The organism is Gluconobacter roseus (assembly GCF_046058915.1).
GTDB classification, from domain to species: Bacteria; Pseudomonadota; Alphaproteobacteria; order Acetobacterales; family Acetobacteraceae; genus Gluconobacter; species Gluconobacter roseus_A.
Window position 1 is genome coordinate 1,868,186 of the sequence record NZ_CP175538.1, and the last position, 21,394, is coordinate 1,889,579.

General features: G+C 61.7%; 20 protein-coding genes and 1 pseudogene. 7 read left to right on the plus strand and 14 right to left on the minus strand.

Going from position 1 to position 21,394, the window contains the following annotated elements:
- Positions 1 to 376: 376 nt before the first annotated feature.
- The 3 genes from ACJ2A4_RS08705 to ACJ2A4_RS08715 all read right to left on the minus strand — a co-directional run bounded on the left by ACJ2A4_RS08705 (position 377) and on the right by ACJ2A4_RS08715 (position 4,122).
- Positions 377 to 892, minus strand: a complete 516-nt coding sequence (locus tag ACJ2A4_RS08705; RefSeq protein WP_408872526.1) for a cupin domain-containing protein — start codon at positions 890 to 892, stop codon at positions 377 to 379.
- Positions 889 to 1,440, minus strand: a complete 552-nt coding sequence (locus ACJ2A4_RS08710) for a VOC family protein (RefSeq protein ID WP_408872527.1) — start codon at positions 1,438 to 1,440, stop codon at positions 889 to 891. Before ACJ2A4_RS08710 ends, ACJ2A4_RS08705 begins: the two co-directional genes overlap by 4 nt.
- Positions 1,441 to 1,533: 93 nt before the next feature.
- Positions 1,534 to 4,122, minus strand: a complete 2,589-nt coding sequence (locus ACJ2A4_RS08715; RefSeq protein WP_408872528.1) for an MMPL family transporter — start codon at positions 4,120 to 4,122, stop codon at positions 1,534 to 1,536.
- A gap of 80 nt (positions 4,123 to 4,202) precedes the next feature.
- Here ACJ2A4_RS08715 and ACJ2A4_RS08720 point away from each other — a divergent pair, with 80 nt between their 5' ends.
- Positions 4,203 to 4,790, plus strand: a complete 588-nt coding sequence (locus tag ACJ2A4_RS08720) for an IMPACT family protein (RefSeq protein ID WP_408872529.1) — start codon at positions 4,203 to 4,205, stop codon at positions 4,788 to 4,790.
- 109 nt (positions 4,791 to 4,899) lie between these two features.
- Here the strand turns inward: ACJ2A4_RS08720 and ACJ2A4_RS08725 are convergent, their stop codons facing one another.
- Positions 4,900 to 5,052, minus strand: a complete 153-nt coding sequence (locus tag ACJ2A4_RS08725) for a hypothetical protein (RefSeq protein ID WP_408872530.1) — start codon at positions 5,050 to 5,052, stop codon at positions 4,900 to 4,902.
- A gap of 351 nt (positions 5,053 to 5,403) precedes the next feature.
- Between ACJ2A4_RS08725 and ACJ2A4_RS08730 the strand changes: the two genes are divergently transcribed.
- Positions 5,404 to 6,564: an alginate export family protein gene (locus tag ACJ2A4_RS08730; protein WP_408872531.1), complete on the plus strand. Its 1,161-nt coding sequence runs from the start codon at positions 5,404 to 5,406 to the stop codon at positions 6,562 to 6,564.
- Positions 6,565 to 6,573: 9 nt separating this feature from the next.
- On the opposite strand, the gene ACJ2A4_RS08735 is transcribed toward ACJ2A4_RS08730, so the two are convergent.
- The 10 genes and pseudogenes from ACJ2A4_RS08735 to pspA all read right to left on the minus strand — a co-directional run bounded on the left by ACJ2A4_RS08735 (position 6,574) and on the right by pspA (position 14,852).
- Positions 6,574 to 7,740, minus strand: coding sequence for a glycosyltransferase (locus ACJ2A4_RS08735; protein WP_408872532.1), 1,167 nt, complete (start codon positions 7,738 to 7,740; stop codon positions 6,574 to 6,576).
- Between the two features lie 105 nt (positions 7,741 to 7,845).
- Positions 7,846 to 9,253, minus strand: a pseudogene (gene radA / locus ACJ2A4_RS08740) (DNA repair protein RadA).
- 172 nt (positions 9,254 to 9,425) lie between these two features.
- Positions 9,426 to 9,632, minus strand: coding sequence for a hypothetical protein (locus tag ACJ2A4_RS08745; RefSeq protein WP_062510935.1), 207 nt, complete (start codon positions 9,630 to 9,632; stop codon positions 9,426 to 9,428).
- Complete coding sequence (locus ACJ2A4_RS08750; RefSeq protein ID WP_408872533.1) at positions 9,629 to 10,432, minus strand: ABC transporter ATP-binding protein; 804 nt, start codon at positions 10,430 to 10,432, stop codon at positions 9,629 to 9,631. The genes ACJ2A4_RS08745 and ACJ2A4_RS08750 overlap by 4 nt, the downstream gene beginning before the upstream one ends.
- Positions 10,429 to 11,214, minus strand: coding sequence for an ABC transporter permease (locus ACJ2A4_RS08755; RefSeq protein ID WP_011252502.1), 786 nt, complete (start codon positions 11,212 to 11,214; stop codon positions 10,429 to 10,431). The genes ACJ2A4_RS08750 and ACJ2A4_RS08755 overlap by 4 nt, the downstream gene beginning before the upstream one ends.
- 70 nt (positions 11,215 to 11,284) lie before the next feature.
- Positions 11,285 to 12,328 carry a GIN domain-containing protein gene (locus ACJ2A4_RS08760; RefSeq protein WP_408872534.1) on the minus strand — a complete coding sequence of 348 codons (1,044 nt, stop codon included), beginning with the start codon at positions 12,326 to 12,328 and terminating at the stop codon, positions 11,285 to 11,287.
- Positions 12,303 to 12,575, minus strand: coding sequence for a hypothetical protein (locus ACJ2A4_RS08765; RefSeq protein ID WP_408872535.1), 273 nt, complete (start codon positions 12,573 to 12,575; stop codon positions 12,303 to 12,305). The genes ACJ2A4_RS08760 and ACJ2A4_RS08765 overlap by 26 nt, the downstream gene beginning before the upstream one ends.
- A gap of 2 nt (positions 12,576 to 12,577) precedes the next feature.
- Positions 12,578 to 13,909: a hypothetical protein gene (locus tag ACJ2A4_RS08770; RefSeq protein ID WP_408872536.1), complete on the minus strand. Its 1,332-nt coding sequence runs from the start codon at positions 13,907 to 13,909 to the stop codon at positions 12,578 to 12,580.
- Positions 13,906 to 14,142, minus strand: coding sequence for an envelope stress response membrane protein PspB (gene pspB, locus ACJ2A4_RS08775; protein ID WP_408872537.1), 237 nt, complete (start codon positions 14,140 to 14,142; stop codon positions 13,906 to 13,908). Before pspB ends, ACJ2A4_RS08770 begins: the two co-directional genes overlap by 4 nt.
- Entirely contained in the window at positions 14,139 to 14,852 is a 714-nt protein-coding gene (pspA, locus tag ACJ2A4_RS08780) for a phage shock protein PspA (protein ID WP_408872538.1), read from the minus strand. Before pspA ends, pspB begins: the two co-directional genes overlap by 4 nt.
- Before the next feature lie 114 nt (positions 14,853 to 14,966).
- Between pspA and pspF the strand changes: the two genes are divergently transcribed.
- The 5 genes from pspF (at position 14,967) to ACJ2A4_RS08805 (ending at position 21,392) form a co-directional block, all read left to right on the plus strand.
- Positions 14,967 to 16,019, plus strand: a complete 1,053-nt coding sequence (pspF, locus tag ACJ2A4_RS08785) for a phage shock protein operon transcriptional activator (RefSeq protein WP_408874140.1) — start codon at positions 14,967 to 14,969, stop codon at positions 16,017 to 16,019.
- A gap of 307 nt (positions 16,020 to 16,326) precedes the next feature.
- Positions 16,327 to 17,007 (plus strand): phosphoadenylyl-sulfate reductase, encoded by a 681-nt coding sequence (locus ACJ2A4_RS08790; RefSeq protein ID WP_408872539.1) that lies wholly within the window; start codon positions 16,327 to 16,329, stop codon positions 17,005 to 17,007.
- Between the two features lie 77 nt (positions 17,008 to 17,084).
- The gene (gene cysD, locus ACJ2A4_RS08795; RefSeq protein ID WP_408874141.1) at positions 17,085 to 17,879 is read left to right on the plus strand and encodes a sulfate adenylyltransferase subunit CysD; all 795 of its coding nucleotides are present in this window, start codon (positions 17,085 to 17,087) and stop codon (positions 17,877 to 17,879) included.
- Between the two features lie 2 nt (positions 17,880 to 17,881).
- A complete protein-coding gene (gene cysC, locus ACJ2A4_RS08800; RefSeq protein WP_408872540.1) occupies positions 17,882 to 19,762 on the plus strand; it encodes an adenylyl-sulfate kinase in 1,881 nt (626 codons plus the stop codon).
- A 223-nt stretch (positions 19,763 to 19,985) separates the two neighbouring features.
- Positions 19,986 to 21,392 (plus strand): sugar porter family MFS transporter, encoded by a 1,407-nt coding sequence (locus ACJ2A4_RS08805; RefSeq protein ID WP_408872541.1) that lies wholly within the window; start codon positions 19,986 to 19,988, stop codon positions 21,390 to 21,392.
- Positions 21,393 to 21,394: the final 2 nt, after the last annotated feature.

Sequence of the window (21,394 nt, forward strand, 5' to 3'; positions counted from 1 at the left end):
AAAAAAATAAACAAATGTTTTGCATTTAATTTTTAAATATTATTCTATAAATCTATGACGTATCTGTATTTTAATTTCCTGCCCCATCGAATGTTCTGAGTGGCAATTATAATACCGGTATCGTAACTTAGTAACGGTTTGTCATGGTATTTTTCCGGGTTTTGTAACTGACCCGGCGAAGCTGAAATCCGAAAAAATGCTCCCCGACCTTTTCGCGGATTATTCACGATATGGAGGAGCGGGCAGCAGCTTCAGGAGAGGGTGGTATGCCATCCGAGCGTGGCGATCTGTCAGAACAGGTCTTCAGGAACGCCGAATCCGGACGATCGATCCGGATTCGGCTTGTTCTGATCGAGTACTGAACGCCAGAAGCCTCTCAATGGAAACGGCAGGGCTGATCCACGGTCGGCTGTTCATCGGTCTGTATGACCATCAGGGTAACGGGGCCGTCTCCGACATTGCCTGCAAAATGCCCGACATGTCCTTTGGCATCCTTGCGGCTCATCTGGTCCTCTCCAAGGGAGACCTCTCCCGGACCCATGACAACCTTTTTTCCGTCCATGGCGGTCACATACCATGAGCCCTGCAGCGGGATGATCCATTGCACCTTGGGATCAGGATGCCAGCTTCCATCCCAATGTGCCGGCTGCACGGTGGAGATGATCTGTGCATTGCCTTCATGAACATGATCCTGCCATTGCGGCCCTGCCGGCTTGGACATGGTTTTCAGGACATAGTTATGAAACGGACAGCGGGTCATATGGCTGATGCCGTCGTGATCCGTCCAGTTATGCCAGTACCAGGCGGTTGGCGGGGTCGGATCGGCCGCGTGTACCGGCCTGAAAGTTGCTGCTGCCAGAAGGGCTGCGGCGAATGGGAGGAAGCGGGTCATGCGTCAGATCCTTCGCGCGGAGGTGGCTGGTAGCGGTCCATGGGGGCGATATCGTTGAAGCGTTCCTGATGGGGCGTGGAGAGCAGCTCCACGATCATGCCCCAGGGGGTGCGGCCGTAGCAGAACATGTTGCCTGGTGCGGCTTCGAGGGAGGGCTGCCCCTGCGGCTCGGTCAGAAGCGTGCCGCCGGCTTCCCGGAAACGGTGACAGGCGGCGTGGATGTCATCGACATAGACTGCGAAATGCTGAAGGCCCCAGTCGCAGGGGCGGGCGGCTTCGCGCTGGTCGGGGCCTTTCATTTCGAACAGCTCGATGCCCGGACCATGTCCCAGTGCCATCATGCACATTTCGACCACGACGGTGCCTCCGGGTAGGCCGAGGATCTTTTCCGTCTGCGGGCCTTTCTGCGGCTCGGTGCGGGTGACGTTGCGGTAGAGTGCAACCGCGCTAAAGGCTTCTTCCAGAAAGCGGATGGCAGCTTCGATGTCCGGGACTGTGACGCCGACATGGTCAATGCCACGCGGCAATCCTGAATGATCTGTGCTCAAGGTGAGATCCTCCGTTGTGGAAGATCTCAACCCTTGAGGAAACCACGGTTGCCATAATGCCTGTCACATTGGTGCAAACCGTGTCAGGGCGGTTCAGGCCTCGTCGATCGGGCGTTTGGGCAGCAGGGCCGGCACGAAGACCAGCGTGCAGAGCAGCGTACAGCCCAGCGACATCAGGAGCAGCCGTCCCATGCTGGCCGTGCCCGGATGGCCGGAGCGGGCGAGCGAGCCGAAGGCCGTGGCGGTCGTCAGGGCGGAGAACAGCACCGCGCGCGCCGTGGGAGAGGTAAGCGGGCCCTTCACACCCTCGCGCCAGTTCATGACGAAATAGATGTTGAACGACACACCCACACCCAGCAGCAGCGGCAGGGCGATGATGTTGGCGTAGTTCAGCGTCTCCGGCACCGTGACGACCAGAATGACCGTCAGCAGGGCGGACATCAGCAGCGGCGCCATGACGAGGGCCGCATCCAGCAGCCGGCGCAGGACGACCAGCAGGATGATGGCGATCATGATGAGCGCGCAGATCGCCGCGACCGTGAAGGCATGGACGATCGTGTTGGCGCTCTCCGTGATTTCCATCGCAGGGCCCGCGACGTCCGGATTGACCGAGCGCAGCTCCCTGACGAAGCGGTGCAGCACCGGCGTCTCGGACATCTGGCCTTTGGGATGCATGGTCAGACGGGCGCGGCCATCCGGCAGGACATAGTCCTGACGCACATCCTGCGGGATGCTCTCCATCGTGACCGGCGTGGGCTGAAGCGCCGTGCGCAGCATCGACAGCTCGTCCGGCAGGAAGCGCGTCAGGGAGGTGCTGGCCTGAAGCAGCGTGTTGTCCTGGGCCGTCGAAAGTGTGTGCAGGGCCTGACGGATCTTTTCCAGCGGGGCGGGAAGCTGATCCTTCACGGCATCCAGCTTCTGCGCGGCCGTGACGGCGGCAGCGCGGATGGCCGCGGCGTCCGGTGCCGGTGCCGGATTGGCGACCGTGATGGTCGGCAGCAGGATGGAGGCCGTATCCTCGATCATGGCCAGCTTGGTCTTCTGGTCATCGGGGACCAGAGCGCCAAGCCAGAGCACGTCATGCACGCTTGGCAGCTTCGAGAAGGCTTCGGCCTGCCGGGCGGCTTCCGTCAGGCTCGGCGTCAGGACCTGTGCGCTGTAGGGCGTGGTGAGCGGGTTCGCTTCCAGCAGATGCAGCGCACGCATGCCCTCGGTGTTCGGGTCTTTCGTATGAAGCGGATCAGCATCGAACTTCAGGAGCGGCATGAGGGCCAGCCCCACAACTCCCAGAAGCGCGAAAACGCCAACGACCTGGCGGCGCTTGTGTCGCAGAAACGCGTCGGCGGGCGCCATGAACGCAAAGCCCGGCGTGCCATTGCCCAGTTTCGCATGGAAGATGGACAGCAGCGCCGGCAGCAGCGTCATGGTGCAGAAGAAGGCGATCAGCATGCCGAAACCTGCGATCAGCCCAAGCTGTGCGACGCCGATAAAGCTCGTGGGATAGAACGCCAGAAAGCCCGCGGCTGTCGCGAGGGCGGCGACAAGGATCTGTGCGCCGCTTTCCTGACCCGTCAGGACGATGGCGTCATGCAGGGACGGATGTGAGCCGTCTGGATTGCGCTGCCCACGCAGGCGCACACTGTACTGGATGGCGAAATCGACCGCGATGCCGACGAAGAGGATCGCGAAGGCTACCGAGATCAGGTTCAGCTCACCCACCGCCAGCGCGGCAAAGCCCGTCGTCAGGAGCAGGCCGCTGATGAGGGTCAGCAGGATGGGGATGATGACGCGCGGGGAATGGACCGCAAGGATCAGCCAGACTGCGACGAGAACAAGCGAGATGATGAGGCCGAGCACCATGCCGTGTGCGACGGTGGAGAACTCTTCGTCAGACAGCTTCACTTCGCCGGTGATGATGCCCGAGGCTTCTTTCGTCTTCACGAATTCGAGATTGTTGATCGCCTGACGCATGGCGGTCGTAGCGCCCTCGCCGGGCTGGAAGGAACTGTAATCAAGCTTGGGCTGAGTGACGACGAATTCGTACTGTGACCCCAGTTCGGCGAGCTTGCCGATCAGCAGATTCTGCCAGGACATGTCTTGCGGGTGGCCGTTTGCCGCCGCTGTCAGGGAATTGGCGAAACCGTCCAGCGCGCCGTTGAAGCCGCTCGGGATGCCCTGTCCGGCCTTGATGCCCTCACCAATCAGGCCCAGCGCGCCGAACAGGCCGCGGGCGGACGGATCAGCCGCCAGCGTGCCCAGGAAGGGCTGTGCGGAGACGATCGAATCCAGCAGGGGCTCCAGATCCTTCGTGTCGAGGAACAGGAAGCCGTGACTGTTATAGAAGGCATTGTCGCCGGGCAGGCTGACCGTCTTGAAATGGGTGTGATCCTGCGAGAGCGTCGCGGCAAGCTGTCGTGCGGCCAGCCGGCCCTGTTCAGGGATGCGGCTGTCGATGATGGCGACGAGCTGGTTGCTGTCCTGCGGGAACAGGCGTGTCAGCTCCGTGCTCCGCTTTTTCCATGGCAGGCTGTTGGCAAACATCTTGCTCGTGTCAGTGGTCACGCTGATCCGCGTGATACTTAACGCAACGCAGCCGGCACAGAGCAGTGCGAACAGGGCCAGAACGAGGGGCGCACGACGCGCGCAGACGGCATTCAGCCGACCGGTCAGATCCGAAAACATGGGGCCTACCCTTAACAGAACGGGCAGCGTTTCCCTACCCCATCCTGACATTTCAGCGATCCTGAGGCAGAAGGAAAGCCATGACATGGACTCTTCCCGGCCTCGCGACCTATGAAAGTGTGATTCGTAACAGTGTTTTCCGCGCTTCCGCGGCCCCCGTGGAAGACGAAGCCGCCGCCATGACCTTCTTTCGCGAGGTCGCCGTCCCGGACGCCACCCATAACTGCTGGGCCTTCAAAACGGGCCAGCGCTTCCGTTCCAGTGATGATGGGGAGCCAGGAGGCACGGCGGGGCGTCCGATTCTGTCTGCCATTGAAGGGCAGGATTTCGACAATGTGATGATCGTCGTCACGCGCTGGTATGGCGGTGTGCAGCTTGGGGCCGGAGGGCTCGTGCGGGCCTATGGCGGTGCGGCATCGGCCTGTCTGCGCGAGGCGGAGCGGATCGAACGGATCGAAACCGTGTCCCTGAGGTTTCACTGTCCGTTTTCCAGCTATGCCATGGTGGAATCGAAAATCGAGGGCTGGCGTGCAAGCCGGACGGAATGCGAGTTCGATGGAGAAGGGGCCTGGATGACGCTCGCCGTCCCTGTGGAAGAGGCTGATGCCATCATGGACTGGCTGCGGGATCTGACACGAGGGCAGATGGACATCACGCGGCTGGATTAAAACTAAATAGAATAGTTTTTATTATTTAAAACTATGACGATTGATGTTTTTGCAGCTCTGCATAATGTTCTGCGAACCCCGTCTGGAGTTCTCAGGCTATCTCACGTCATCATTCGTACAGGAACCGCTCTCTCCTTGCCCTGATGGCGCTGGACATCTGCACGCCCCGGCTGTCCGTGGCAGCTGAAACGCCGGTATCGGCTACACCGACGACACAGACGGAAGAATGGATCCACGTCCCGTCCACGGAACGGCCGCCCATCCAGAACTATCCCCATGCCGGTGTCGTGGCACAGCCGCGGCGTGTCGTGGCCAGTCAGAATCATGCGCCGCAGGGGCGTCAGGGGCCATGGGGCGCGTTCAGTTACGGCAACGGCGAGTCCGCCGGATTTGGGCCGGTCGGACGTTACGGTGTGGCGCCCTGGGCGGAAGACTGGAGCTTCCTGCGGGATAAAAGCCGGCGCGATGATCCGTTTGATCCGCTCAAGTTCATCGCCCTGAATGATGCAAAGACGATCTGGCTGTCCTTTTCCGGCGAGACGCGGCTGCGCAACTGGTATGAGGAGACGCCTTTTCTGGGAAAGAAGGGGGCAGCAATTCCGGCCGTTTTGGCGTGCGGAACCTGTATGGCGCGGATCTGCATCTGGGTGAGCATGTCCGGCTGTTCGGTCAGCTTATCAACGCCGATGCCGCTGGCTGGAAGGGCTTTGGCTACAACACGACGTATCGCAAGCGGCTGGATCTTCAGCAGGCTTTCATCGAGTTCAAGGGCAAGCTCGCCGGTGCCCAGACCGGCTTCATGTTCGGGCGCCAGCAGTTTCTCGATGCGCCCTCCTACGTTCTCTATAATCGCGAGACGCCCAATGTGCCGCTGTCGTGGAACGGCGGCCGCATCTATGCGATCTGGCCCAATATTCGCGTGGATGCGTTCGATTTCGTCCAGACCAAGACGGACGCGACCCTGATGTTCCATGACACAGAAGATTACGGCACACGCCTGTATGGCGGGGACATCACCGCTCTCGTGCCGCAGTTCTCCATTGGCGGAGAAACGGTGCACTCGTTTCTGGACATTTTCTATTACGGGTACCGCTACGTTGGCAGCCTGTCGGTCGTGCCACTCGCAGCTGGCTCCCTGAAGGGGACGTCTTCACGCGGGAATGTGGGTTTCCGCTGGTACGGCACCGCCGCGTCCTTTGAATATTCGTTTGGTGGGCTCTATCAGGACGGGACGTTCCAGAAATCTGGCAGCGAGCACAAGAGTTCCGTTCAGGCCTATTCGGTCAATACGATCGTGGGATACCGCCATACGCCCTCGCCGCTGCATCCGTTCATTGGCGTGCAGGCGGACCTGTATTCCGGCGGGGCCGATGGAACGAACGGACCGGTCCGGACCTATATGGCGCCCTTCAACCCACAGACGAACTATCTGGACACCACGACCTATATCCAGCCATCCAACCTCGTCAGCCTCTCGCCGGTTTTCAGCGTCACGCCCTGGAAAGGCTTTGCGAGCATCCAGTTCAAGGTGCCGTTCATGTGGCGGGAGAATGCGGATGGCGCGATCTGGAATTCGTCCGGCCCGTACACATTCTCGAAAACCTATCATGGTGGCTATATCGGCGTGGTGCCCCAGGCGTCGCTCAAGCTCCAGCTCAACCGGCATCTGACCTGGCAGATTTATGGGGCACGGTTCATGGCCTCGAACGGGCTTCATGCGGCGGGTGGCAAAAGCGGAAGCTATGCCCAGTCCAATGTCGTGTTCCGGTTCTGAAAGCCGTTTTCAGTTCAGGACTATGGGGTCTGTGTCGCCCATTTCCTGAGGCACCGGAGGGAAAAGCGGGGAGAGGGCGCTGAGAACAGCCGGTTCCGAGAAACGGGTTTTCAGAAGGTTCTGCCCCGCCGTAACCTGCTCTTGGCCCGTGGCAGGGTCCAGAAACGCGATGATCCGCTCTGCGAATGTGGAGGGTGTATCGGCGATGGAGTTTCGCCATATCGGATCGGCAGGATCTACCAGACCTTCGGCTGCGATCGGGGTCATGACGATCGGCAGGCCGACCGCCCAGGCTTCGAGCACCTTGCCCTTGATCCCGGCCCCGAAGCGGAGTGGTGCCACACAAAGTGAGACGTCTGCCAGAGCCTTTTTCAGATCTGGCACGGCCCCCACAATTTCCACGTCTTCCGCCGCCAGCATATGGACGGCATGCGGCATGGCGCTTCCGATCAGGCGGCAACGGATGCCCGGTATGGCCTCGCGCAGAAGCGGCATGATGGCCAGAACGAGCCATTTCGCTGCATCGAGATTGGGATCATGGGCGAAATGCCCCACGAAGGCGATGACGGGAGCCTCCGGGGTTCGTGCTTTGCGGGGAAATACCGGCACGGCCCAGGGGACGACATGTACGTTGGCTGTAGGCACGTTGCGTGACAGGCGCCCGGCTTCGACGGGTGAATGTGTCAGCACGAAATCCGCCAGCCAGGCACACATGTTTTCCCGGACCTCGAGACGGCTGGCGAACCGTTCGAGTTCGGGACGGGATTCCACGGCCACCTGACGATGGAGGCGCAGGGACGTCAGTTCGGCCACGCTCCAGATCATCGTGGCGGTGGGTGCAAGGGCCCGCGTCAGCGCGGAATAGCGCTCTGCATTGTTGAGGCGGTGGAGATAGACCACGTCGAGCCTGTCTCCCAGTTGCCTGAGCGCATCTTCCGGGCAGGTGAAGACAGGTGGAACCAGACAGTCGATCCCCTGTGCCTTAAGACGCAGGCGAACCTTTTCGCTGGGTATAGACCGGGATGCCATGAAGCAGCACTGATAGCCGAGGCTCTGTGCAGTATGGATGTGGGACAGGAGCGCGATCGAACCGGCATCCTGAGTGGGGTCGGGAGCAAAGTCGTCAATGAACAGCGCAACAGGATGTCGTCTGCCGTCCTGCGTTATGCCGGCCATATCGGTTTCTTTAATGGCGATGTCGGCAGGAGGGGCGTCAAGACGAGAATTGTCCTCTGGTTCAGGTCAGAATGGCATCGCAACTGCAAACTGAATAAGCGCGAGTTATTCGGAAGTTTCCTGTTCGGTAAACAGTCCGACGAGATCCGTCAGATGACCGATTTCGCGCAGCTTCAGTCCTGCCGGCGGTTTGACCCGGGCCGAGGCTGCCGAAACACGACGGGGCAGGATCGCCTCGCCGAAGCCCAGCTTGGCCACTTCCTTCAGGCGCAGATCGGACTGATTGACCTGCCGGATTTCACCCGACAGCCCGACTTCGCCAAAATAGGCAGCATTGGGGGACGTCGGAGTGCCCGTCGCAGCAGAGACGAGTGCGGCTGGCTACAGCCAGATCGGCGGCCGGTTCATTTACGCGCAGACCGCCGGCAATGTTCAGATAGACGTCCATATTGGCGAGCTTGAGTCCACAGCGGGAGTCCAGAACGGCCAGCAGCATGTTCAGTCGTGACGTGTCCCAGCCCACGACTGCCCGACGCGGCGCGCCATCTCCGGCTTTGGGAGACAGCAGGGCCTGGATTTCCAGCAGGACGGGGCGCGTGCCCTCCAACCCGGCAAAGACGGCTGACCCCGCGATATTGCCGCGTCGTTCTGCAAGAAACAGCGCAGACGGGTTGGGGACTTCGGTCAGGCCAATATCGGTCATGGCGAAGACGCCGATTTCGTCCGTCGCGCCGAAGCGGTTCTTCGCCGCACGCAGGATGCGGAACTGGTGCCCGCGGTCGCCTTCGAAATACATGACGGCATCGACCATGTGTTCCAGAACGCGCGGTCCGGCGAGAGACCCTTCCTTCGTGACATGCCCGATCAGGATCAGTGCGAAGCCGAGTGTTTTTGCCAGCCGGATCAGTTCGAAGGCACTCGCCCGGACCTGTGAGACCGAACCCGGCGAGCTTTCCACGCTTTCCAGCCACATCGTCTGGATGGAATCGATGACCACGACCGTATGGGCCCGGTCCTGCTCCAGCGATCCGACGATCTCGCCCACATTGATGGAGGATGCGAGATCCAGCGAGTCCAGCATTTTGGTGTCGCGATCCAGACCCAGCCGCTGGGCGCGGATGCGGATCTGGTCCACTGATTCTTCGCCCGAGACATACAGGACACGATGCCCGGACCGCGCCAGTGCGCAGGTGGTCTGGAGCATGAGTGTGGATTTGCCGATACCGGGATCACCACCGACCAGCACGACGGAGGCCGGGACGAGGCCTCCACCCAGAACGCGGTCCAGTTCGGCAATGCTGGTTGTGATGCGCGGGGGCGGGCGGGTTTCACCATCCAGCCGGACCGTCTGAAGGCGTCCTGCGCTCAGCTTGCCGGTCTTGCGGGCTGTGGGCTCGATCTTTTCTTCGACCAGCGTGTTCCACTCGCCGCAGGCTTCGCACTTACCATTCCATTTCGGATAGGTGGCGCCACAGTTCTGGCAGACATATCGCGTGGTCGGCTTTTTGGCCAAGGCGGATCTCACTTTGCAGGCAGGAACGGAGTACACCTGATATAGGGAGTGCCTCGGTGCTGATCCAGACGGGGCTTTGCCCCGGACCCCACCAAAGGTCTCGACCTTTGGAAACCTTTAAAATCAGGGTGCAGGGATCAAGATCCCTGCCGGGTCCGGGCAGCGCCCGGTTCTATTTATCCGTCCGCAGGATCAGGCGTGCCAGAAGACGGGACACCATGATGATCAGCAGGAATCCGAGAAGCTGGATCAGCATGTTCGGGTGCGCCGGCTGGTGGCGGAACATGATGTACAGAAGCGGCAAGGCGATCAGATAGCTGAGTCCGATGCGCTTCCAGATCACGGGATCGGTTTTGGGAAAGCGGGGGAGAATGCTCATTTGCGCAGCTCCATGGTGATGGGGCCTTCGCGCCGGCCGTGGGTGAACTGATCGACCATGGCATTGCCGGAATGCATGAGTTCAGAGGCCTCGCCCTGCCAGATCAGCCGCCCGTGATAGAGCATGGCCGCACGGTTTCCGATCCGCTGGGCCGAGGCCATGTCATGGGTGATGGCAATGGCGGTGGAGCCGAGCTTCTGCACGCAGTCCACGATCAGCCCGTCGATCACAGCCCCCATGATCGGGTCCAGCCCAGTCGTGGGTTCGTCGAAGAACATGATGTTGGGATTACCCGCAATCGCGCGCGCCAGACCGACGCGCTTCTGCATGCCGCCCGAGAGTTCGGACGGGCTGAGATCGTCAACGGATGGGTCAAGCCCGACCTGTTTGAGCAGATCGCCAGCCATCTGGAGGGCCTGCGCGCGCGAGGGGGGCGGACCGTTGCGGTCGGAATGTTTGGCGCGGATGCCGAAGGCCACGTTCTCGCCGACGCTCATGCTGTCGAACAGGGCGGCGTTCTGGAACAGCATGCCGATCTGCCGGCGCAGGACGTCCTGGCGGGAGCGTGATGCCGTCAGAAGGTTTTCACCGTCGATCTCGATCGTCCCGGCGTCGGGTTCGATCAGGCCGAGGATGCAGCGCAGCAGGACGGACTTGCCGGAGCCGGAACCACCGATGATGACCATGGACGTCCCGGTCTCGACATCGAGATCCACGCCATCGAGCACGATCTTGGAGCCGAAAGCCTTGTGCAGGCCACGGATGCGGATCTTGGGCGTGCTTACGGGGGGAGTGCTCATTGTGAGAAGAACAGGTCCGTCAGGAGGTAATCGAACAGCAGCAGCAGGATGGATGCGCCAACGACAGCGGCCGTTGTGGCAGAGCCCACGCCTTCCGCCCCGCCCCGGCTGTTATAGCCGTTGTAGCAGCCCAGCAGCGCGATCAGGAAACCGAACACCGCCGCCTTCACCAGTCCCACGACGACATCCATCGTCTTGAGCGAGTCCAGCGTGGCTGTGATGTAAGTCGAAGGTGAGAAGCCGAGCTTGGCGACCGAAACCGTGAAGCCGCCCATCACGCCCAGAATGTCGGCTACCAGCACAAGGCAGGGCAGCGCGAGCGTCCCGGCCAGCAGGCGCGGCGTCACGAGATATTTCATCGGGTTGGTGGAGAGCGTGGTGAGTGCGTCGATCTGGTCGGTCACGCGCATGGTGCCGATCTGCGCGGACATGGCCGCACCCACACGGCCAGCGACCATCAGTCCGGCCAGAACGGGGCCGAGTTCGCGGGTCACGGCCAGGACGACGATCCCGGCAATGGCGCTCTGAACGTGGTACTGCCCGAAGCCCACATAGGATTGCAGTGCAATGACGGCGCCGGAGAACAGGGCAGTCAGGGCCACGACGGGCAGGGAGAAGAACCCCGTCTCGATCAGGCTGGAAAAGAAGATGCGCCAGTAAAAGGGCGGTCGCACCAGATGTGACAGAGCCTCCAGCGCGAACAGGGCGAGAGCACCTGCCTGCTTGATAAGGCCGAGAGCGGCACGGCCAAGGGCCGCTATGGGATCAAGAACGGCATTCACCCTTCAGCCCCTACCCTGCCAGCATCCGGACGTCAAAGTTTCCGTCCACCATACCGATGAGAACCGTGGCTCACGCCCGGCGTCCATCGGTCCGTTCCAGCTCACGGAACTGCCGCTCCAGGCTGAAATCGGGCGAGGTCACGAACTGCTCCATCAGGCCAATCCGGCGCTCCATCCGCATCAGGCGGTCCTGAAGCCGGGCCAGTGGGTGTCCGGGCGGGACGGAGCACGAAAAGTCTTCAGCAGGTTCGGACTGATAACCCCGGAAGCCCTGCACGGCATTTTTCACAACAGCCGCCACACCCGCTGCCGGAGTCTCACGCCATGCCGGATCGCGCTGTGACCAGCTCCGTACGCCAGCGGCGTAGCCCGCTGCGGCCCTGTCCACGGTTTTCCTGAACGGCACGATGCCGGTTTTCCGGTAGCGTCGGAAGAGACGCACGAGCCAGACGATCAGGAAAATCTTCAGCAGAAGCCCAATCACGCCATGGCCACCGGAAGGATGGCTGGTGTGAGAAGAAGCGGTCTCCGCGTCACCGAAATGAAACTCCACGTGGGACTGGTTCAGGACATCTTTCAGCGTGTCGGACAGGACGGCGGATGTATCGGGTGTGGTCAGCGTCGTGATCCGGGCGCCCGACGTTTCGTCAATCGTGATGGAGCCGGAACCGAGCGCGCGCTTCTTCAGGGTGTCCGTGACCCTGTCGAGGACGATGTCACCGCTGCCCATCAGGGTCAGGTCCGCATCCCGGACGGTGCCGTTCAGTGTGGTGTCTGCCGAACCATAATTGCGGACTGTCAGGACATCGGCATTGCCCTGATCAATCTGGATGTCGCCGGACGACATGGTCGTGAGGTCGGCACCAGAGGCTGCAATGTCGCCAATATGCAGGTCACCGCTGGAAAAATCCTTGACCGAAATCCGACCGCCCGCATGTCCGACCGACACGTCACCACCGCCGCCCATGGTGAGCATCAGGCCGCTGACCTGATCGACGTCCAGATTGCCGCGCCCCGTGGTGGCTGTTAGGTCTCCGTTGACGCCCGTGATGCGATATGCGGTCGCCCGGTCATGGGGCATCTGGATCTCAATGCCGCTCCGGGCCGGAACCATGACAACCGCGTCTGCTTCTTTCGTGCAGTCTGCTGCGGATGTGGTGAATGTCAGCCGGTCCGCCGATGATGGCGAGATGGGCAAGACAGGTCTTAGGGATGACGAGCGTTTCGGCGCTGGCGGCCGATGATTCGAGGGATGGCGGCGCAGGAGGAACGGGCGGCGGCGGCGCGGCTACCGGAGCCGCCATGACAGGGCCTCCCATCAGCGCAATCAGGGCAAGAGGTGCCGACAGACGGGCGCGCATTCCTATTCTCCCTGCGAGTTCTTGCCCGTGGCAGGTGGTGTTGCCGGGGCAGGCGTCGGAGTCCCTGAAGATGCAGGCGCTGTGGAGGCATTCGGGGTGGATGCGGCGGTACCCGACGCGCTGCCCTCCTGAGGAGTGGTGGCAGCATTGTTCTGTGGCGCCGGCGCAGAAGCCGTATCGGGCGTCGTGGCAGGGGCGGTGTTCCCGGCCTGCTGTGAGGGCGCCGGGGGGACTGCGGGAGGCGCTGCTTCAGCCGAAGGTGCCTTTTCCGCCGTGGCAGACGACACGCCTGGCAGCGGGGCCGCTGCGGGGGTTCCGGTCGGCTGACTGCTTCCCTGCTGGTTCTCCGGCTGCGTGTTCGTCGGAGCCGTTGGCAGGACCGGTGTTTGTGGCGCGGTGGGAGCAGCGGGTGCGGGAACAGGAGCGGGTGTCGGCACGACTGACGCAGGGACGGTCGAGGCGGCGCTGGTGGCGGGTGTCTCGACGGGAGCAGAGGGCAGGGGTGCCGGTGTCGGAGGGGCAGTCACCGCAGCTGGTGGAGGCGTCGTCGGACGATAGATTACACCGTTCTGCGCGCCGACACGTACGGTGCCTTTGCCCGAGCGCACCATCGGCCCGGAGACGGCTTCGATATTGACCTCGCCTGTCCCGTTGGCCGCAACGGTCGCAACAGTCGCATGTCCCAGAATGGTGGCACTGGCCTGATCGGCCGTCACCAGCGTCAGGGCATCAATACTGCTGCCGGAAAGGGTCATGGTCGCATTCTGCGTCAGCTGCGCAGAAAGGGCGGCGAGTTGCGCGGTGTCGGCTGTCAGCGTCGAGGCTCCTGACGCCACAATCTGCGCCGCACGTTCCAGCGCCTTGATATGGACGTTGGAGGCGCCCTGCATGTTCAGATCGAGCGACTGCGTGTCCTCGATGTCCATGGTCGTGGAATCAAGGCTGGCATCCAGCGAGGCAAGCTTTCCGGTGATGACGAAATGCGTGTCGTGGCTGTCATGGATGGTCAGGCCGGTGCTCGGAGAAATGCTGATCGTCAGCTTCCCGCTGGGTGCACAGGCTTTCGTGGCGATGGAAATGCGGCTTTCCGCTTCTTCCTTGCCCGTATGCATCGCGACCTGTGCCATGCTGCTCGAATCAAGGGTCGCCCCGTCCTTCATGCCGGGATCGACCACGACCTGGACCTGTCCCGTGCAGGGAATGGACAGGTCCAGGTCTTCTCCGGAGAGGGTCATCCGTGCCGCATGGGCTGCGGGCGCCAGCAGGACCGTGCCCGCCAGCAGCGCCAGTAGCGCCGGGCGGCGACCATAAAAGGGGACGGGGCGGCGTGTCATCGTGCGTTCCTTGCTCTCCAGCCCGGGATATCCTCGTCGAGGATGCGTTCGAGCTGGTCGATCCTTTCTTCCAGACGCGTAGCATGGGCTTCGGCCTGTGTCAGGGCGGCCTGAAGCATGGGGTCGGGCTGGCTGGTCGACTTCTGCCCTGCGATGGATTTTACCGCGTTGGCAATGATGGCGACCACGGGCAGACCAAAGATCAGCAGAATGGCGAGTGTGTCGTTATTCATTCCGGACTTCCAGTGGCGGATGAATGATCAGCCTGCATTTTCTTTTCGGCAACACGGCGCTTGAGAGTCTCGAACTCGCTTTCCACGACCGCATCGGTTTCGAGGGCTGCAAGTTCCTCCTGAAGTGACGGCCGGTCGGTGCGGCGTCCCAGATCATACGCCTCTGCCTTGCCTTCGAGTTCATCAAGAGCGCGTTTCACCTGGTCGAAGCGGTTCAGCGTGTCGTCGATGCGGGTGTCGTACAGCTTCTCGCGGGTTTTCAGACGGCCCTGTGCGGTCCGTGCGCGGATGGAGAGCGCCTTTTCGCGGGATTTGGCGTCGGCGATCTTGGCCTGAAGCTTGGAAATGTCGTCGTTCTGCTGGTCCAGCCCGTCGGAGATCTGGGCGATCTGCTGCTCCAGCGCCTCGCGGGACTGTTCGACGCTGTGACGGGCGGCGAGGGCGGCCTTGGCCAGATCGTCACGACCGCGTTCAATGGCAAGGCCGGCCTTGCGGTGCCACTCGTCTTCCTCATGCATCATGGTGCGGACGCGGCGTTCAAGCTGCTTGCGTTCGGCGATTGTCCGGACGGCCTGGCTGCGGACCTCGACCAGCGTGTCTTCCATTTCCTGTATGACCAGGCGGATCATTTTCTGCGGGTCCTCGGCGGTGGCGAGAATCGCATTGAGATTGGAGTTCACGATATCGGCGAGGCGAGAGAAAATACCCATGATGCTTTCCTTCCTGTTGGAGAGACTTAGGACAGAATGCCTGCCCTTGTCAGCGATGCTGTTTTGAGGGTGTTATGAACTGAAGACCGGAACAGGGGCGTGAGAGACCAGAAAATGGCGAGAAGCACCGATATGGACGAGGTGCCGACCCCGATCGGGCGGGCTCCGGCATTTCTGGGGATGCTGGATCAGGTCTCCCGTCTGGCGCCCCTGAAGCGCCCGGTTCTCGTGATCGGCGAGCGCGGGACGGGCAAGGAACTAGTGGCTGCGCGTCTGGCGCTGCTGTCGGATCGGTGGGACCGGCCGCTGGTGAAGCTCAACTGCGCGGCCCTGCCCGAGGCGCTGCTGGACAGCGAACTGTTTGGTCATGAGGCTGGTGCGTTCACAGGTGCGCAGAAGCGTCGCCTGTCCCGTTTCGAGCGGGCGGACGGGGGCACGATGTTTCTCGACGAGATCGGAACCGCATCGCAGGCCGTGCAGGAAAAGCTGCTGCGAGTGATCGAATATGGCAGTTTCGAGCGGGTGGGCGGCAGCGAGACCATCCGCGTGGACGTGCGGCTGATCGGAGCGACCAATGCCGATCTGCCCGCCATGGCGCGGGAAGGGCGCTTCCGGGCGGATCTGCTGGATCGGCTGGCCTTCGATGTCGTGAATATTCCGCCGCTGCGCGCGCGTCCCGAGGATATTCCGCTGCTGGCCGGGCATTTCGCCACCCGCATGAGCGCGGAACTGGGGCGAAAGGTTTTTGCGGGGTTCACGGACCGGGCGCTGGAGCGTCTGCAGGCTTATGACTGGCCGGGCAATGTGCGCGAGTTGCGCAATGTGGTCGAGCGTAGCGTTTATCGGATGGATAGTCCCGAAAAGGCGCTGGACGAAATCGTGCTGGACCCGTTCGTGACACCAGACTGGCAGGCTAAGATTTCTCCGGCTGAAAAGCTGGTTTTGCCCATGGCAGATGCTGGTCCCCTGACATTCCCGCGCGATTTTGGTGCGGATATCAGCGCGCATGAACGCAGCCTGCTGGAAGCTGCCCTGCGTGAAGCGCAGTTCAGCCAGAGGCGCGCCGCCGAACTGCTTGGCCTGACCTACTACCAGTTCCGCCATCACCTGCGGCTGCATGGTCTGGCGGACAAGGAGGCCCGCAAAGCACTGGGCACGAAGGGATGACAACATATCCATGACCATCCCTGATGCATGAACCGTGCCAGATGATGGTGGATACGCTTTTTATGTTGAGGCAATAACTTCGTTGAAAAGTAGAAATGGTGTTTCAGGCCATTTTGTGTGTCAGGACGCCAATTATACAGAAGGTGAAATGGCTCCTGCGCTAAAAAACGCTGGCGAAAAGTGATTTAATCACCAAACAAAAAAGTTATATCAAATAAAATAGTTTATTTTTACGGATGATGCGCCTATGTCTCGGGGCGTGCCACGCAGGTGGCATGACTGATCTGGACACGGTTAGGTGCAGTACATGCCTCTCTTACAGACGGAATTGGATCACCTTCGCCAGATCCCGGAAGAGCGGGTCCTGAAGGAGACTCTGGGTCTGCTGCGGGGACGTGTGGCCGTCATTTCGTCTTTCGGGGCGGAGTCGGCGGTTCTGCTGGATCTTGTGGCGCAGATTGATCCTTCGGTTCCGGTTTTCTTTCTGGATACGAAGCGGCACTTCCCGGAAACGCTGGAATATCGTGACAGACTGTCACGCAGGCTTGGGCTTTCGGATGTGAGGAGTCTCGCGCCTACGCCAAAGGCGCTGCAGGACCGTGATCCACAGGATCAGCTTGCGGATTTCGATCCGGACGCCTGTTGTGCGCTGCGCAAGGTCGAGCCTCTGGAACTTGTCCTGCCGGATTTCGATATCTGGATCACGGGGCGCAAGCGGAGCCAGTCCGCGACGCGGGCGGCGCTGCCGCTGGTTGATCCGCAGCCCGATGGCAGCGTGAAGCTCAACCCGCTGGCGGGCTGGGGCCCCGAGAAAATCGAGGCGCAGATACAGCGCCGGGACCTGCCACGGCACCCTCTGGTTGCAAAAGGTTACACCTCGATCGGTTGTGCTCCATGCACAAGGGCGGTCAAGGATGGTGAAGATGGACGGGCGGGCCGCTGGGCCGGTCTGGCCAAGACGGAATGCGGCATTCACAGGCCGGCATGACTACGGAGCGGATAATGACGCAAACACGGATCCTGTCCCGGGATCAGTCCACCACCGGTTTGGCACAGCCGCGCATCATGGATGATCTGGACCAGCTCGAGGCCCAGAGCATTTTCATCCTGCGTGAGGCCTATCGCAAGCTGAAGCCCCTGTCCCTGCTGTGGTCGCTGGGCAAGGACAGCAACGTGATGGTCTGGCTGGCGCGCAAGGCGTTCATGGGGCATGTCCCGTTCCCGGTTATGCATGTCGATACCGAGAAGAAATTCCCGGAAATGTATGCCTTCCGCGACGAATATACGAAGAAGTGGAACTTGGACCTGCTGCTGGGCTACTGCCCGCCGGTTGAGGAAATCGACCCGTCCCTGCCGCCGGCTGCGCGCTCTGCTGCCCGCAAGACGTCCGGTCTGGCCGCGATGATCGACAAGCACAAGTTCCGGGGCGTTATTGCCGGCATCCGCCGTGACGAGCAGGCGACCCGTGCGAAAGAGCGTGTGTTCAGCCCGCGTGGTGCCGGGCATCGCTGGGACGTGCGCAACCAGCCGCCCGAGTTCTGGGACCAGTATGCCACGCCGTATGAAGACGGCATGCATATCCGCGTCCATCCCCTGCTGGCATGGCGGGAGATCGACATCTGGCGCTATATCGAGCGCGAGGGCATTCCGCTGGTAGACCTGTATTTCGCCAAGGACGGCAAGCGTTACCGCTCGCTGGGCGATCAGGACATCACCAATCCGATCGAGAGCAATGCCTCCACCGTGGCGGAAGTGATTGCCGAACTGGAAACCAGCCGGACTTCCGAGCGCGCAGGCCGTGCGATGGATCATGAGTCCGAGGACGTGTTCGAGCGTCTGCGTGTAGCGGGATATCTGTGAAAATGGGTGACAACATCGTGACCGAGAGCTTTTCGGAAACCCACCGCGCCGCAGCGACGCCCATCGTCATCGTCGGGCATGTCGATCATGGCAAGTCCACGCTGATCGGGCGTCTTCTATACGACACTGACAGCCTGCAGGACGGCAAGCTGGCGCAGATCGTCGAGAGCAGCCGCAAGCGTGGTCTGGCAGTGGAGTGGAGCTTTCTGCTCGACTCCCTTCAGATCGAGCGCGATCAGGGCGTGACGGTCGATTCCACGCGGATTCCGTTCCGTCTGGGCTCGCGGGAATTCGTGATCGTCGATGCGCCGGGCCATCGCCAGTTCCTGCGCAACATGATTACGGGTGCGGCCGACGCGGAAGCCGCCGTGCTGGTCGTGGATGCCAAGGAGGGTGCGCAGGAGCAGACGCGGCGTCATGCCATGCTGCTGCGGCTGATCGGCATCCGCCATGTGATCGTGCTGCTCAACAAGTCCGACATTCTGGGCTTTGACGAGGCGCAGATCGTCAAGGTCGAGTCCGATGTGCGTCAGCTTCTGGGCCGTCTGGAAATCGAGGTCGAGGCCGTTGTGCCTGCCTCTGCCCGTGATGGCGACAATATCGCCAGCCGCTCCGAGCGTTCGCTCTGGTACAAGGGCCCGACGCTGGTCGAGGCGCTGGCCAATGTGCCGCCGCCGGCTTCGCGTGCGGCGCTGCCGTTCCGGATGCCGGTGCAGGACGTCTATCGTTTCGACGGCATCCGCTATGTGGCGGGCCGGATCGAGCGTGGGACCGTCCGTGCGGGTGATCGTCTGAGCATCGGCGCGCAGGGACAGGTTGCGACCGTGGCGGAAGTCTGCCGCTGGCATGCGCCGGAACTGCCGGTTGCAGGTGCGGGTGAGTCCATCGCCCTGCGTCTGGAGCCGGATCTGGTGCCGGATCGTGGGGATCTGCTGTTCCCGGCTGACGATCAGGCTGCGGCCCCGGAGCGTTCGGCCCGGATCCGCACGCGTCTGTTCTGGCTGCGTGGCGAGCCTTTGCGTGTGGGCGAGAGCTTTACGCTGCGTCTGGCCACGGCCGAGCATGATGTGACGGTGGCCTCCATCGACGCTGTGGTCGATCTGGAAGACCTGACCCTGCGTGAAGGCGACAGCGTCCCGCCTGACGGGTTTGCGGAAATCACGCTGGCGGCGTCCCATGCCGTGCTGTTCGATCCTTTCTCGCCGGGATTTGGCGACGGGCGTGGTGTTCTGGTGGATCGTTACCAGCGCATTGTTGGTGGCGCGCCGTTGATCGGTCCGGCTGAACTGGCAGACGGCGAACATGCCATCCATCCGACGGCCAGCCGTGTGTCCGCCGCCCGCCAGGTCCAGACGCGGGGACACAAGAGCGGCGTGTTCTGGCTGACGGGCCTGCCGGGTTCGGGCAAGAGCACGGTGGCGCGTGCGGCCGAACTGGCGCTGTCCGAGCAGGCGATCAATGCGACGGTTCTGGACGGGGACACCCTGCGGGCCGGACTGTGCAGCGACCTTGGGTTCTCACCGGAAGACCGTCACGAGAACATCCGCCGTGCGGCGCATGTCGCGAAGATCCTGGCTGACAGTGGACAGGTCGTCATCGTGGCGCTGGTCTCGCCGCTTCAGGCGGACCGGGCGCAGGCGCGGCAGATCGTGGGCGAGAACTTCCATGAAGTCTTCGTCGATACGCCGCTGGAGACCTGTGAAAAGCGGGATCCCAAAGGGCTGTATGCGGCGGCGCGTGCTGGAAAGATCCCAGAATTCACCGGTATTTCCGCGCCTTACGAAGCGCCCCTTTCCCCGGAACTGCGTCTACCTGCGGACCGTCCGGAACAGGAGGCCATCAATACCCTGACGGCGTTTATCCTGCGGATTGTCCAGCCGTAAGAATACTCTTACGTCCAAGACTTCTGTCTGACCCCCTTTCCGCAAGGAGAGGGGGTTTTTTCATGCGCGCCCTGCCATGACAGGTTTCGGAAGAACACGAAAAATTTCACGCTAAAAACGAAAACCATCACTTTTATGATGTTACTTTTAGAATGTGGAGCGTTAAAGCAGACGAATTGTCTTCAGAACAACGGCCTGCGGTTTCGCGGCGGAAGGGTTCACGATGCAGAACAGGAACGGGTCCAGAAAGCTGAGCGGACATGCTCTGACGAATTTCATTGCGACCATCTCGGCCACGGGAGGGCTGCTGTTCGGGTATGATACCGGCATCATTTCTTCCGCCCTGCTTCAGCTTCGCAACCAGTTCCATCTGGATACGCTTGGCGCGGAAGTCGTCACATCAGCCATCATTCTGGGCGCGCTGCTGGGCTGTCTCGGCGCTGGTGGCATTTCCGACCGGATCGGGCGTCGGCGGACGGTGATGATCGCAGCAGCCCTGTTCCTGGTGGGAACAGTGGTCGTCGCGTCCGCGCAAAGTGTGGCCGTTCTGATCATTGCCCGGTTGATCCTGGGTCTGGCCATCGGTGCGGCCTCGCAGATTGTGCCGATCTATATCGCGGAAATCTCGCCTCCCGAGCGTCGCGGTCGCCTTGTCGTCGGGTTTCAGCTGGCCGTGGTGTCCGGCATTACGGTTTCTTTCATTACCGGCTATCTCCTGCGGGATTTCAGCTGGCGTCTGATGTTTGGCATCGGGATGCTGCCTGCGCTCATTCTCTTCTTTGGCATGGCGTTCCTGCCTAATAGCCCGCGCTGGCTGGCCCTGAACGGGCAGACGGAAGAAGCCCGTGTGGTCCTGCGGCGTGTGCGCATATCCGATGAGGCCGCTGACCGTGAACTGGCCGAAATTGTCGAAAACCACGACGTGCAGGCGCCCTGGTCCGAACTGGCGAAACCCTGGGTGCGTCCTGCGCTGACGGCATCCGTGGGGATTGCGCTTTTGTGCCAGTTCACGGGCATCAATGCCGTCATGTATTACGCGCCGACGATCTTTGCCGATGCAGGTTTTGGACAGGATTCCGCCCTGCTGACTTCCGTGGCTGTCGGGTTCGGGATGGTTTTTGCGACGGTATTCGGAGGCTGGGCTGTTGATACCTGGGGACGGCGCACATTGCTTCTGCGTCTGCTGCCGGGGGCCGTGGTGGCGCTGGCCGTACTGGGAACGGCGTTTGCCATGCACCTGACCGGCGGTGTCGGAGCGTGGGTCACGGTCGCGGCTGTGATGGCCTACACCATTTTCAATACGGGCAGTCTGTCGGTCGCCATCTGGCTGGTGGGGGCGGAGGTCTATCCGCTGTCCTGCCGTGGCAAGGGCATGAGCCTCGTCGCCGGAAGCCACTGGGGCGCGGATCTGATCATTTCCCTGACCACGCTGTCACTGGTGCAGATGCTGGGTGCGGGCTGGACATTCTGGCTGTTTGCGGCCGTCAATGCCTTCGCATTCTGGTTCGTGCTGCGTTACGTCCCCGAGACCAAGGGACAATCGCTTGAGGAACTGGAGCGGCGTCTGCGGAATGGCACGTTTGCGCCGGTGGATCGCGCGGCAGCCCGGGCCGAAGCGCGGGCCCAGTAACG